The organism is uncultured Roseibium sp. (assembly GCF_947494555.1).
In the GTDB taxonomy this organism is placed as follows: domain Bacteria; phylum Pseudomonadota; class Alphaproteobacteria; order Rhizobiales; family Stappiaceae; genus Roseibium.
The window spans coordinates 1-13,719 of record NZ_CANLVF010000008.1; the positions used below are offsets into that span (position 1 = coordinate 1).

General features: G+C 56.0%; 10 protein-coding genes and 1 pseudogene. 9 read left to right on the top strand and 2 right to left on the bottom strand.

Going from position 1 to position 13,719, the window contains the following annotated elements; all coding sequences use genetic code 11:
* Positions 1 to 156, top strand: a pseudogene (locus Q0915_RS29175) (sugar ABC transporter ATP-binding protein); the annotation flags it as partial.
* 60 nt (positions 157 to 216) lie between these two features.
* On the opposite strand, the gene Q0915_RS29180 reads toward Q0915_RS29175, so the two are convergent.
* Positions 217 to 2,247, bottom strand: coding sequence for a sensor histidine kinase (locus Q0915_RS29180; RefSeq protein WP_299483855.1), 2,031 nt, complete (start codon positions 2,245 to 2,247; stop codon positions 217 to 219).
* A gap of 51 nt (positions 2,248 to 2,298) precedes the next feature.
* Here Q0915_RS29180 and Q0915_RS29185 point away from each other — a divergent pair, with 51 nt between their 5' ends.
* From Q0915_RS29185 to Q0915_RS29195, 3 genes are all read left to right on the top strand, one after another.
* The gene (locus tag Q0915_RS29185) at positions 2,299 to 2,952 is read left to right on the top strand and encodes a response regulator transcription factor (RefSeq protein ID WP_299483856.1); all 654 of its coding nucleotides are present in this window, start codon (positions 2,299 to 2,301) and stop codon (positions 2,950 to 2,952) included.
* Positions 2,953 to 3,044: 92 nt separating this feature from the next.
* On the top strand, positions 3,045 to 3,710 hold the full coding sequence (locus Q0915_RS29190) for an SH3 domain-containing protein (protein ID WP_299483857.1): 666 nt from the start codon (positions 3,045 to 3,047) through the stop codon (positions 3,708 to 3,710).
* Between the two features lie 130 nt (positions 3,711 to 3,840).
* Entirely contained in the window at positions 3,841 to 4,644 is an 804-nt protein-coding gene (locus Q0915_RS29195; protein ID WP_299483858.1) for a hypothetical protein, read from the top strand.
* Positions 4,645 to 4,699: 55 nt separating this feature from the next.
* Here the strand turns inward: Q0915_RS29195 and Q0915_RS29200 are convergent, their stop codons facing one another.
* On the bottom strand, positions 4,700 to 6,535 hold the full coding sequence (locus Q0915_RS29200) for a VWA domain-containing protein (RefSeq protein WP_299483859.1): 1,836 nt from the start codon (positions 6,533 to 6,535) through the stop codon (positions 4,700 to 4,702).
* A 559-nt stretch (positions 6,536 to 7,094) separates the two neighbouring features.
* Between Q0915_RS29200 and Q0915_RS29205 the strand changes: the two genes are divergently transcribed.
* From Q0915_RS29205 to Q0915_RS29225, 5 genes are read left to right on the top strand one after another with little or no spacing between them, the layout of a single operon-like run.
* The gene (locus Q0915_RS29205; RefSeq protein ID WP_299483860.1) at positions 7,095 to 8,171 is read left to right on the top strand and encodes a hypothetical protein; all 1,077 of its coding nucleotides are present in this window, start codon (positions 7,095 to 7,097) and stop codon (positions 8,169 to 8,171) included.
* Between the two features lie 10 nt (positions 8,172 to 8,181).
* Positions 8,182 to 9,315 (top strand): hypothetical protein, encoded by a 1,134-nt coding sequence (locus Q0915_RS29210; RefSeq protein WP_299483861.1) that lies wholly within the window; start codon positions 8,182 to 8,184, stop codon positions 9,313 to 9,315.
* 9 nt (positions 9,316 to 9,324) lie between these two features.
* Positions 9,325 to 11,274: an ATP-binding protein gene (locus Q0915_RS29215; protein ID WP_299483862.1), complete on the top strand. Its 1,950-nt coding sequence runs from the start codon at positions 9,325 to 9,327 to the stop codon at positions 11,272 to 11,274.
* Positions 11,271 to 12,659, top strand: coding sequence for a DUF6638 family protein (locus tag Q0915_RS29220; protein ID WP_299483863.1), 1,389 nt, complete (start codon positions 11,271 to 11,273; stop codon positions 12,657 to 12,659). Before Q0915_RS29215 ends, Q0915_RS29220 begins: the two co-directional genes overlap by 4 nt.
* Positions 12,659 to 13,327, top strand: coding sequence for a DUF1523 family protein (locus Q0915_RS29225; RefSeq protein WP_299483864.1), 669 nt, complete (start codon positions 12,659 to 12,661; stop codon positions 13,325 to 13,327). The genes Q0915_RS29220 and Q0915_RS29225 overlap by 1 nt, the downstream gene beginning before the upstream one ends.
* Positions 13,328 to 13,719 lie beyond the last annotated feature (392 nt).

Below are 13,719 nucleotides of genomic sequence, written 5' to 3' on the forward strand. Positions count from 1 at the left end.
GCCATGGCCGTCGGAGACCGCTTCACCGTCCTCAACCGAGGAAAAACACTCGGAACAGCCGAACGCGGAAACATCAAGGCCGAAGAACTCCAGGAACTCATGGCAGGCGGACAGGAACTCGCTCAACTCGAGGGATCCCTCGGAGGGACGGTGTAGCCAACACCGGGCCGCGATCGGTCTTCGAGCGCGGCCTGCCTCTATGGGGTATGATCGCCTTCAAGCGACTTTGCGGCACTTTGCCAATGGGACTGTCAGGACAAACTTTGTGCCCTGCCCCTTTCGCGAGACGCAGGAAAGCTCCATTCCATTCTCGCGGGCGAGTTCGTAGCAAACCGACAGGCCGAGGCCGTGACCCTCGGATGATTCCCCTTTTTTGTAGGCCTGCGCAAATTCGGCAATCTCGCTTTCATCCATCCCTTTGCCGGTGTCATAAACGCACAGGTTCAGGTAGCCTTCTTGCGATCTGACGCCGAAGAGCACCTTCCCGGCCTCGGTGTATTTCACTGCATTTGAGACGAGGTTGCTCACGATCCGCATCATTGTGAGCGGCGGAACCGACACGCATTTGCTTGACACAACGCGGCGAAGCTCGATCCCTTTCGAAACCGCCTCCTCCCTGAACATTTCGTGGACCGTGTCGAGAACCAGGGCGATTTCATATATTTCAGTTTCCGTGCCCTGATCGCCGTCAACCGGGGAGTCATTCGTTTCAATACCCACGTTCTTATCGTCTGCCGGACCACTGTCGGCACTGTCAGGTGTCGTCTGCCGGAGATAATCGTTCGAGAGAGCCTCGATATAGTCAAAGGCCTCCTTCAGCCGCGACCGGACTTCCGGTTCCATTTCTGTCGCAAGACTGTCAACATTCATGCGCAACGACATGATCGGTTGCTTCAGGTCGTGTGACGCCGTCGCCAGTTGCCTTTGCCGCAAGCTCGCCAGCTCTCTGGCTCGGGTATAATTGCGTTCTGCCACCAGCAGTTCCTGGCTGCGTTTTGCCTCCGCTTCCAATGCCGAAAATTCTGCCTGCACGGCTTTTGAATGCTGCCGCCGCAGATTGATAATATGAGCGGTGAGACCCGTCATGGTCGCAAAAAGCAGCACCGAGAACACGCTCTTGACCGCGGTCGAGACCGGAATGATCTCGGCGCGGCTTCCGGCGACCAGAAGGCCGACGAGCCCGACGCCGAGCAGTATTCCGGTCACCGCAATCAGGCTGCTTGTCAGATGAATCGCCCCGTGTCTGCGGCGCCAGATACCGCTCGCAACGAACATGACGATGAACATCAGCACCAGCAGCACGTAGCTGAAAAGCGCCACATACGTCCCTGGTGAAAACAGCGAAATGACGAAGCCGAGAACGGACAAAAGACTGAGCGAGGACAGCGCGACGGACAGCTTTTTCGCACCCGGTTCGTCTTTTACCGACCGGCTGGAGATAAGAAAACCGGTCCCGGACAGAACAAACAGCAGGAAAAATCCCACCGTTGACTGAAATCCGGGCGTGTCAGGATAAAAGAAACGAAACCAGAGACCGTCGATATAGGCGATCAACGCAAGGCCGATAGTGAACTGAAGGGCATAGAGCATCCCGATCCAGTTTTTCATCGCCATATGGAACCCGAAGAAAAACACGAGGCTGGAAATGCAAAACGCGTAAAACGCCGTGTGCGTCACGCCGGATGCAAATGCCGATGCCTCGAGCTCAGCCGGTGTTTCCAGTGCCATTCGAAACGACTGAAATGGGCCAAACTTGAAATTCGCCAGCACGATGACCTTTTCCTGCGGCTCGATTTCAAATACGGGCGTTCTGAGACGCGTCACGGAGTGGTTTTCAGCGACAAAGGGCGTAAAAATGGAATAGTCGATCAATGCTTCCGTAAAGCCGCTTTCGCGGATCACGTAAACATCGAGTTCGCTGACCAGCGGAAGATCGACCACAAGCACAAACGGGTCGGCACTACGTCCGTCGTCGAGCGTGTCGTTGTGGATTTCGACACCGGCCCAGGCTTCGGGTGCGTAATTCCACTCCAGCATGGTCGTGTCGAGATCCGGACTGAAGCCACCCGCACGGTAGAGCCTTAAAATGTCCCCCAGTGACTTCGACGGATCGCTGAAAAAAGTCAGCTTGTCCCTGAGATCCGCAACACCCCGCCCCGGCTCCAGCGCAACGGTTTCGGCCCGTCCGCCGACTGAAGCGAAAAGGCAGAAAAACAGAAGTAAAACAAGACGAAGCGAACTGGCCATTTGAGTAGAGGCATGTCAGGGTTGGTATGAGTTTGAAAGGGATACTGGGCCGTGAACGACCAAAAATACAACGCAATTATTGCGGACGATCATGCAATTGTCCGCACCGGCCTGAAAGAAGCGCTCGAAAAACCCGGGCTGATCGAACCGGAAGGCATTCGCGTTGTTGCGGAGGCGGGCGACGGGCTCAGCGCGATTGCCGAAGTCCGCAAACACCGGCCGTCGCTTTTGCTGCTTGATGTATCGATGCCCATGGCAGGCGGTGTCGAAGTGTTGGTGGAAGCAAGACGCTGGTCAAAGGATACCCGGGTTGTCGTCCTGACGGGCATATCCGCTGTTGGACTGGTGTCCGATCTTGTTGAAACGGGCGTCGACGGGCTCTTTTCAAAAGCGGCGGACAATACCGAGTTCTACGAGAAGCTACCCGGAATCCTGCGCGGCCAACGTCACGTCTCCGAATATTTTCTGAAGATATTGGAAGAAGCGCCGACCCCTCCGGTCCTGACCGACAGGGAGCGTCAAACGCTGAACATGATCCTTACAGGCAAGTCGAACAAGGAAATCGCCCAAGGCTTCGGCATTAGCATCAAAACAGTCGACAAGCATCGCACCAGCCTGATGCAGAAGCTGAAGGTACATTCCGTCCCGCAGCTGATCGCACGTGCATTGAAAGAGGGCCTGATCGATCCGTCCAAGGAATTGTGACGGCCGCCGAAAGACTGGGGGATCAACCCTATGGCACCTGGCGCTGAAAAAGGAGACCCTCCTTTGAAACCTTACGACAAAGGACCTGCGTGATGCGCTCCGTCAAACGTCTCCTCAATTCTCTCGCAGCAGTGTTTGCTGCCGTTTCCTTGCTCGGCGCACCTCTGACTCAGGCGCAATCGCTTGATGCTGGAGACGGTTTCAGGAGCCTTCGGGTCGCTCCGGGGGTGTCGGTTGCAGATGAGATGATCGACCTCGTCCTGCCGTTTCTGCGGGGACATCCCGAAAGAGACGAAGGGAATGGCAGCATGCAGATGAGCATTCGCAAGCAGGATGACGGGTATGCGGTGAATATTGTGATGACGGGATATCTTGACGACAGCCTTTATGGAGAGCATTTCCGTGGATATGTTATCGCTCTGCCGGACGACAGATGGGAGTTGCTCTCCATGTCGGTGAAACCATTGTGCGCACGTGGTCGCAACGTCAATGGCTTCTGCGAAAACACACCTGCGGGCGAGAGAATTCTGGCTCCCGACGCTTTGCCGACCGGGCCGGCAATGTGCGTCAAGGTGGCACTGGATGACACGCTCAATCTACGATCAGGGCCCGGCACGCGCCATCCCGTTGTAGGTTCCCTGGTGGCGGATGATTGCGCAATTGAACTGTTCGACATCTGCGAAGGCAATTGGTGTCAGATCCGCTCAGGCAGGATATCGGGTTGGGTGAATACCCGTTATCTTGTGCCGATGAACTGAAAGATGGGATTGCCGTCCTCGCGTGAGTTCGGCGTGTTAGAAGATGAACACCTGAAAGATGGTCAACCGAAGTTCCAGTATAGCGAGACATTGCGTTCCGGTGTTCCTGGCCGCCTGCCTTTTGGACTCCATGGCAGCGGGCATCGCGCATGCAAATGATGGCCGCAAACCGGCTTTTCTGGAAAGTGGCGACAACGACCTTATCCGCTTTCAGATGGGCGATACGGCGCAAGGCCGGACACCTGAAGCGGCGGATCGTTCATTGGAGGTAAGTGAACACATACCAGTCATCAGTCCCTCCACGGCACCAAGCGCGTTGAAGGAACCTGGTACTTCCGAAACCCGCGCGAACGCGGCACCGAAACAATTGAACAAACAGCAGAGCGAAACGCTCCGGTCACAGCGAGAACCAATAGCCACCGCGGTGGTCCGCAGGCAAGCATCGGGCAGGATTGTACCGGCTGCACCCGGGGAATCCCAGGCCCGGGTCCCGGAGCGCGAACGCCGGGAAAGGCTTTCCGGGCCGGCAACGAGCGGCCGCTTCAGCGACACCGCATCTGGCGCACTGCAGCTCGAAGCGCCGGAAGAGCAGGCACTCGACAGTTTTCAGATGGCGGAACCCGCACCCGCGCCGATACCGGAACCGACCCCGGTTCTGCCCGAGGGAGTTGATGCCAGGCTTGTGACCGTCTGTCTCAACAACCCGAATGGCGCAACAGGAGCAAAAGCCTTCGACATTCGAAGAGAGGGGCCACCGCGTTATGTGGCGGATGTCGGCGCGTCGGCCTGTGCCCGCTTCGAGCCGACCCGCCACACCCTTTATCTCTGGAAAACCAACGATATCGGCGCGCTTTCGCTCATCCTTTCAAACCGGATGGACTTGAACGGAGAGGATGGCACACAGGTTACGTTGGACTGGATTCGCGACAGATGACAAGGAAAAGGGCGGACTGAGAAAGACCGCCCGCCACCGCGTTGAGTGCGGCTGTTCAGTGTCCGGTGACTTGCGCCATCCTGACAAGGTTCAAAAACTCGGATCGATAACCGAGGGTATCGTCTCCCCTGTTGGCCTGCGCCAAACGCTCGACATCCTGGTACGTCCATTCTTCCAGGTAATCGCTCCCTTTCAGCATCTGGCCAAAAGCGGCAACGGCTGCGGCAAAACGAGTTTCTGACGGAGGAACGTTTGAAGTATCTGCGGTCACCGGCGTCGAAATGAGTTTGCTCTTTTCAGCGCCTGGCGTCTTGTAGCGCAGCTTGACGAAGGCCAGCTCGCCTTCAAAAGCCTGCGCATCCGGGCTCGACGATGCTTCGCCATTTCCATAGCGCAGATCGGCAAATTTTCGCGCAGGTGAGCCAACCGGTGTGATCTCGTAAAGCGCGGTCACATTATGGCCTGCACCAATGTCGCCGGCATCGACTTTGTCGTTTCTGAAGTCTTCCGTCTTGAGGGCGCGGGTTTCATAACCGATGAGCCTGTATTCGGCGACGGTCTGGGGATTGAATTCGACCTGGATCTTTACATCCTGCGCGATCATGGAAATCGAGCTGACCACCTGGTCAACAAGCACTTTTCTGGCTTCAGAAAGCGTGTCGATATAAGCAGCAACGCCCTGACCGTTCTGCGCAAGCGTTTGCATCAGCTCATCATTGTAGTTGCCGCGGCCAAAGCCGAGAACGGAAAGCGCAGTGCCATTGTCGCGTTGTTCCGAAATATAGCGCTTCAGGCTCTCCGTATCGGAGAGGCCGACGTTGAAATCGCCATCGGTGGCAAGGATCACACGTGTCTGTTCGCCCTCACCGGTCATTTTTTCCGCAAGCGCATAAGCGCCCTTCAGACCTGCGTGACCCGCCGTCGACCCGCCCGATGTAAGTGCATCGATCTTTTGCAGGATGAGAGACCTGTCGGAGGCCCTAGTCGGCTCCAGCAATACGCCCGCGCTTCCGGCGTAGGTGACGATTGCGACCTCGTCCTCGGCCCGAAGGGATGACAGCAACAGCCTGAAAGACTGCTGAAGCAGCGGCAGTTTGTTGGCGTCCGCCATGGAACCGGACGTGTCGATCAGGAACACCAGGTTCTGTGGCGGCAGCTCGGCCAACGGCACCTTGTAGCCCTGAACACCGATTTGCATCAGTTTGGTGTCCGCGTTCCAGGGTGTTTCTATGACGGAGATGCTCGTTTTAAAGGGCACCTCTCGGCTTTGCGGAACGTCGTAGTCGTAAGGGAAGTAATTGATCATTTCCTCTACACGCACTGCATCCTGGTTCGGCAGGTAGCCACCAGTGAGGCTGGCACGCACGAAAGAATAGGACGCGGTATCCACATCGATCGAAAAGGTCGAGACCGGGTCGTTTGCCGTCTGCTTCAGAGGGTTCGGCGCAGCTGATGCAAATCGTTCCCGGTCATTTGGCTGAATGACGGGACGCGCAGAATCCGGTGATGTCAGGCTGAGCTGTCCGGCAAGACCGTCTGTAAAATGGGCCCGTTCATTTATCCGGTTGGACCGTTGTCGGACCTCTCCGGCCGGAGCAATACCGTGTTTCTGGGACACAGCTGAGGTTCGTATTTCTTGGGGCGCCGGCGCAGGTGTTGGAAGAGGTGCGTCAACCGGAGCTTCAACTGGTGCTTCGATCGGCCTATTTCCTGTTTCAGCGCGCAGTCGCTCATGCTCCGTACGCTGCTGCCCAAGCGTCGAAGGTGCCGTTGAACCTGAAAAATGACTATCAAAATCGATCGATTGCGTCACCACGGCGGCAACGGCAAGTGTGACAATGGATGCTGAGCCGATCAGAACGGCTTTCGGGAGACGTTTGCTGGGTATCATGGTGGCGGTTCCTTCCGCAGCCGCAGAATGAAGGCTCGGGCGCCCTTGTCTGACGGCCATGAGAATGTTGATTGAAAAAATCCTGGCTGCACCGCCCCCCAAGACCATGAATTTCCGCAGATTTTAGCGGTAGCGGCACCTACGCGTGCCGGTCCTCATGGCAACAACACTCACTTTGCCCGCAGCATGGCGCTTCGGGCACAAGTAAGCTGGTGCATTTTCGTATCTCTTCGTGTCGTGCTCCTTTCGCTTGGCCGGACCACAACGGGTTGGCCTGTTGGTTGCGGATGGAAAGGTGGCAGCTGACAATTGCAATCGGTATGGGGTCGATACCCCATATTTGGCTCGCTGCATTTCGGCACCACGCAAAAGCGCCGTGCGCAAAACAAGAAACGCGTGAGAACGCGTTTTAGACTGTTGGAGTTGTCTTCAAAGACATGAGCGAGGTTAACAGGATCTTCTGCGTGTGGTGTACTTTGGGCTCTGATTTGTAATTGTATTTCTACGAACAATCGCTACATAGAAATCATCTTATTGTTTGATATTCAGGAAGGGGCACATGGCGGATTTCAGCGCTCAAATTGAAAAATCCAAACAGGAAGTCGCAGCGGCACAACAGAAGATCAGCGAGCTGACCTCTAAAATCGAAACCGCACGATCCAAGCTCGATTCCGGTCAGGATATTTCCATCGACATCGAAAACGCGACGCTGGACGATGTGCACTCGCATACCGAACTCATGGGCGCGAATATCGCCGAACTCATCATGGGCCTTGATGACGTGACGGCAAATTTTTCGAAAGATTTCGACGCCATGCGGTCAAAGACCGGCTGGGAAAGCTTCATTGGAATTTTTTCAAAGGCAAGGTCGGACAGCATTCGCCAGGAGCGCATGCGCACGGCGAGCATCGACGACAAGCTTCAGGACCTGATTTCCAAGTCGAATGTCATCGGTCAGTTGCTTCAGGATCAGCTGAATACACTGAACGAGCACAGCAAGCGCGTTGAGGGCAATTTGAGCGAAACGCTCAACCAGCGTGAACAGACCGTTGCCGGCCTTGAGACTCTCAAGAAAGATCTCCTGGCGATGGATCCCAAGATCATCGCGCTGGAAAACAAGATATCCGTGGAGACAGATGCTGCCGCGCGCACCAAACTGGAATCCGAGCTTGCGGAATTGAATTCCGAATACAACCGGCTCGCCCAGGAAGAACAGGTCAAGCTCGCCGAAAGCCAGACGCTCGAGCGCTACATCGAAAAAGGCAAGACCTGGGTCGACAGTCTGCAAAACCAGGCCGCCACTCAAATGGTGTTGATCAACAAGCTGCAGACGGACACAAAACAACGCGTCGTCCTTTACGATGCCCTGGTCAAGTCGCTGAAGACTGCGCAACAGCAGGACGTCGCGCACAAGATCAATGAGATCGGTGTCGCAACCGACAAGGAAGCGCAATCTGCCATGGCCGCCATCGGATCAGCCACAAATCAACGCATGGCCGACATGATGGAAGCGCACGAAGACCATATGGTCTTTGCCCGCAAGGTTCTGGAAGAAAAGGCAAAGTCGGACGAACGTTTTGCGCGCCGTTTCCAGCAGATTGTCGACAAACACGACAAGAACGCCTACGGAGCCTGAGGGCTGAACGTTGGATCTGACACTCGATCACAGAGTCCTTGAAGAAGCACACGAGACGCGGCGCTACTTTGCCAAGTTCGAGCGCATCATCTCTCATCTTCAAGGTGTCGCAGACAGTGTCGTGTCGGAGAACACGGCACTGCTGTCCGAAATCCCGATCCTGAAGCAATATCTGGAAGCACTCTCCGGGACATTCACGGCGTTGTCCTACAAGTACCTGCTTGCCGGACGCGTTTCGGACAAGTTGCCGAACCTGTTGAGCATTGATCGGCAGGACAGCGGCTTTCCGATCTACCAGGAACTGCTTGAGATGGCGAATGATGCCATGCAGGCGGAAAATCACCTGAGATCGCTTCCCGTCATGCGCGATCTTAAGATCGCGATGGTGAACCATATTCTGCGCGAGCAATCCACGCCGGTGAACCTACAGTTCGCCGCGTCGGAACGCCAATATTACGAGCAGTTGACGCAGGGAACCCTGTTCTGGGCGCGCAATGATCCCCGTCTCGCCTGGACCGGAAATGTCACCGGGAAAAGGCGCAAGTACCGCATTCACTGGGCCGTTTACGACAGCCAGCAGAACATTCCGCTGATCTACGTCTTGGACCTTGAGGACAGCGGCCGGAGGCCGCTTGCAAAGGACGAACGGCGTTGGCCGCGCGTTCAAGGGCATCTGGTTTCCCAGTCATCCGCCGGGCTTAAACTGCTGACCATCGCGCGGGGTTTCGATCACGACTTCGATGATCTCCACCCCAAAAGGCTGCGCCGCTTTTATGTTGGCCCGATGTACAGTCATACCTTCACCCAGCAGTCGGGCCCGCTCCGGGACGTGCTTTCGCAGGCAGGACAGAAACCCGGCGAAGACTGGGCCCTAGCCTGGACGACGGAAACGCTGGTCTCCACAGGTACGCAGCAGGAATCGACCGGTTTCTTTTCGTCTGTGGAACGGCAGGTCTATGACCTAGATCCGTTTGCCGCAGCAGGAGAAGGCGGGCAGGATACAGCCGGTCACACGCACCGGCAGCGCTCGCTCATCTTGCCGCAACGCCCTTATCAGGTTCTGGAAGAACTCAATCCGCCGGGTTTTTCCAACATTCGCAAATATGCCGTGAGCCCTGCCGGCAAAATTCTCAGCTACAAATAGGTTTCCGCCGTGACCGTTTCCAACGACCTTATGGAACTCAAGGAAGACAAGATCCGCGAAAAGTACTCTGCCGCGGAAGCTCTGCTCACCGGGTTCGATCATACACCCCGCATTGCCGCGAAACGCGAGCCTGACGTTGTTCAGGAACGCTCGCCAGGGTTGGGGACGCGAAGGCGCTTCCGCTCGACGACGCCCGGTCTTGTGACACGCTCGACAGCCCGTCCAGAAGGTGTCCAGCTTTCAGCCAGAATTTTCCAGAGTGACGAGGACGCACTCACCACTCCCCTGCAGGCGGGCGTATTGCAGGCGTTGCGGCGCGCCTTGTCTGTTGCCCAGGTGATGTCCGATCAGTTTGCCGAGCAGACAGGCCTTTCCGATCTCAAACGCGCCAACCTTGCAGGCTCGCTCGATCCATCGCGAGCGGACAAGTTTCAGCAGCTTCTTTCCGCGTCCGCGCTCATTTCGCTGCATGTGTTTGCCAACATGACGGACTTCCTGATCTCCGGTCTTGCCGCCGACACCGCAGACGTTGAAATTCAATGTGGTGACGTGGAAGAAATCCTTCTGGACAACGACCAACTGGCGCTTCACGGCACGCTTTGGGAACTGGATCAGGAGATTTCTGCAGCACCGATCCAGACCGATGCCCAGCTTGTCTCTCTGATTGCCTCGTTCTGCGAACAGCTGATGGAAAAAGTGACGCTGCGTGCTGAAGGCTCCGCGCTGCTGCAACCGTTCTCTGAAGCCAGGTACAGGGTTGAAGCGGACAGTTTCGAAATCACCGGCTTCACACCTGCGGCCCGAGCCCGCTCCACGTCTTTGACAATGGCGTTCAAGAAGCCAGAGGAAGTGGTGGGCAACCACATTGCCAAGTATCAGGCCATGAAGCTCGCCAAGATGCTCATGGCCTACGATTTCGAACGAAAAATGAACCCGTTCGCTGAACTCGGTGGCTTCATATTCACCTTCATGGGGGACGGAAAGCCCGGAACCGGCAAGACGACCCTGATCCAGATGATGGCAGGATTGATCAACGATTACTGTACCAACGCCGGCTACGCTTTCCGCTATCAGAACCTGTCGACCGACAGCATTGACAGTTATCAGGGCAAGTCCGCCCAGAATGCCAAGGCGTTCATCAAGACGGTGACCGACCCGAATGTCATCGGTTTCGGGACGATCGACGACATCGACCAGCTTGCCGGCAAACGCGGCGACCGGCAGTCGTCGGCGGGCCAGCTCGAAATCACCGCCGTCCTGATGGAAAGCTTTGCCGGTGCGAATACCGTCGTGCGCGGCAACTGCACATTCGGCATGTTCTCGAACTATCCCGAAAACGTCGACGACGCCCTGCGTCAGCGCGCCGGCGCACGCTTTCTTGTCGACGGCCCCCAGACGCGGGAAGACTATATCGACATCCTCTATCTCCTGATGGGCAAGAACCATTCGATCCCGGTCGGCGAACACGAATTGTTCGAGGCCCAGGTGATCCAGAAAGCCGTCGCCGCGTCTTACGAAAGTCACTCTCGCCCGAAGGAAGATGGGCTGGTGAAGGTCTTCGACAGGATCAGTGCCTCCATAGGAGAATTGGATACGATCGCCAAGCTCGGCGCCTATCTGAAGGGGATCCAGGAGGCCGACGAGCGCTTTACCGGGCGCGCCATCAAGAACATCACCGATGCCGTCAAGGTCCGTTCCATGGACTTTGAACTGCCGGACGAATGGATGGAAGAGCCCGATCTGTTCCTGTTCAAGGACTATGAAACCAAGAAATCCATGATCGCGGAACTTGCCCAGCCGATTTCTATCGAAATGGTGATCCAGGAAATCAACCGCTATGCAGACAGCGAATTCCGCTATGCTGACAAGTCCGATGAAGTCGCGATCGAAAACGCGGTGCGGGAGATGCAGAGGATGGAAGAGGCCAAGCGCCGTTACAGGGACCTTTCCCGCTCATGATGAGGCTGGTGAAAAACGGGCTGATGTACGGCAACCTTATGGAAGTGTCGTCGCCTTCCCTGGTCAGCCGCTACAATCGCGCGCTTGAGCACCTGACCGGAAGACGCACAAGCCTTCAGGAATTCCACATTGACATCTCGGGGTTTTCTCCAGAGATCGGTGATGAACTCGGCGATCCGCTCTATCTCAATCCCAACGGCTGCAATCGACAGTTCATCTTGTTGAATGTCGCTCAGAAAACCGCCCCCCTTCTCAATGCGCACTTTTCAACATCACGTTCGATCCTCCGCCGGTTCATTGACGACAACGAAGAACAGCTCTTTGCCCTATCCATTCGCGACGCAGTCGTCGGGGAACTGGTCAATACCATTTTCTCAATCGCGTCCCCGGCAGACCTGTTCGACATCCGCACGATCGACGTCGAAGCGGATACGGTTGGGGGCCATGTCGAAGCCGGAGGTGAGCTGACCGAGAAGATCGACCGGTTCATGAACGAGCCGGACGGCTGGTGGGATGATGTTCTGATCGCCGAAATGGTTGAACTGTCCAAGCACACGGGCGACATCATTCGCACACCGATTGCGCTTCGGCCCCAGAGTTTCGAGCAGGGCAATTTTTACACGCGCCACTACGGCGGCCTTTACATTTTCCAGGATGTGAAGAGAACAGCCTGCATCTCTGAAAAACAGCAAGACATCGTGGACAATTTGCCTGTCAAACACGTCATGACGCTCCGGGACAAGCGCGAAGTTGCATCGTTCCTGTCCAGAAACAAACTCGTCGAACCGATCACGCGTGCCGGGTCTGAGCGCGCTGAGAGTATTTTGAGACAGAAGCTCGACTTCATTGTCGTCGACACGGCTGCCAACAGCGGTGAAGACCTTTCAAGTGTCTCCCGGCGGGACCTGCGCTCGTTGAAACGCAAATATCATCGCCAGCTTCCCGATGAATATCATGCACTGGAAAGGGCGGTGCGGCAGATCTCCAAGGGAACGAAGGTTCCCCGCATCACCCATGAAAATCCGGCGTTTTTCTATTTGCTGCGGTCTGGCAACCACCGGGACAAGCAATTGGTGAATATGCTGCTGTCGCAGCTGACGCCGCTCGACTTCCGGCAGCTTTTCATCTGCCACAAGGACGCGTTTTATGCGCAGTACCAAGGCTGGAGCGAAGCAAAGAAAACCTATTGCGCCCAGTTCCTGGCCGAAGAATATGTTGTCGATAAGGTCGGCACGCGCACCGAGTTGTTCGGACCTGAGCCCGGCATGAGCGACGAACACGAACACTCCGATTACGGCTTTGGGCGAAATCAGGGGCCTTGGGGTGCTATTCCAAGGGATGACGATGACGACGATGATGATGACGACGAGGACGATGACGACTGATGAAATACGTTAAATGGATCGTCGGCATCCCAATGGTGCTCGTCATTGTCCTGTTCGCCCACTACACGCTTCCTGGCCGCGATGTCGTGCGGATCGTGGGAACGGACGTCAAACGTATGGATATCGGATCCTCGTCGCTTTTCTGGGCTGCCCCGGATGCTGGTACGAACCCGAACTGGACACGCGATGTCCGGTTCATAAACGCCGTATGGCCGAACGGGGAACCGCGGGTCTACCGCAACGAGGACACTGAGTGGAGCTGGCCGCCCTATCTCAAGTTCAACAGTTCAAACGTCACCGCACAGGCGCAGGACCTTGCAAAAAGGGATGGTGAGGTCTGGGTTGCGGTCACGCACTACGGCTGGCGGATCCAGCTTTTCACGATCTTTCCAAACATTATCAGCATTCAGGAGGTGTCGGGACCGAATGCATTCCTGATACCCTGGTTCAACATCATCTTCTTTCTAATCCTGGCAGCCATCGCGTATCTGATTTTCCGCGTCGCCCAGGCGTTCAAGCGAAAGCGAATTGATCCTGTCGTAGAGAATATTGACGGCCTCATCGATGACGTTGGCGAAAACGCCGAACAGGCACGTGCTCACGCCGAGAAACACGCCTCTGCCGCCACGAGCGGATTTCGCCGCTGGTTTAAACGCTGGTTCGGTTGAAGACAGCAGTTCGGTCTAAATACGAAACTGCGGCACGGTTCGTGCGATGCGATCTGGAAAGATGGTGAAAAGTTTTTCCCTCGCGCGCAACCGGCTGAAAATACCGCAAACCACGTCTTGGAACCCACATTTTGATCCGAAATACAGCCACATCCCGGCAAATCGTTCCTCCGCGCACATCTGCCGCGACTGCTAGCGGATCGGCAGGTCATAAGCCGACCCAAAAAACGCAAAAAAGAATATTCGTTGCAATGGCTTAAAACGTCGCGACCTGGTCACCCGCTGGCTCCGGCAGTTATTCCCTTTTGCAAATTGGCCAATGTTTTGACTGGATATCAAGGCGCGGCCTCGCGTTATGACGCGGATGTTTCTTGACCAATCCAAACCAAAGT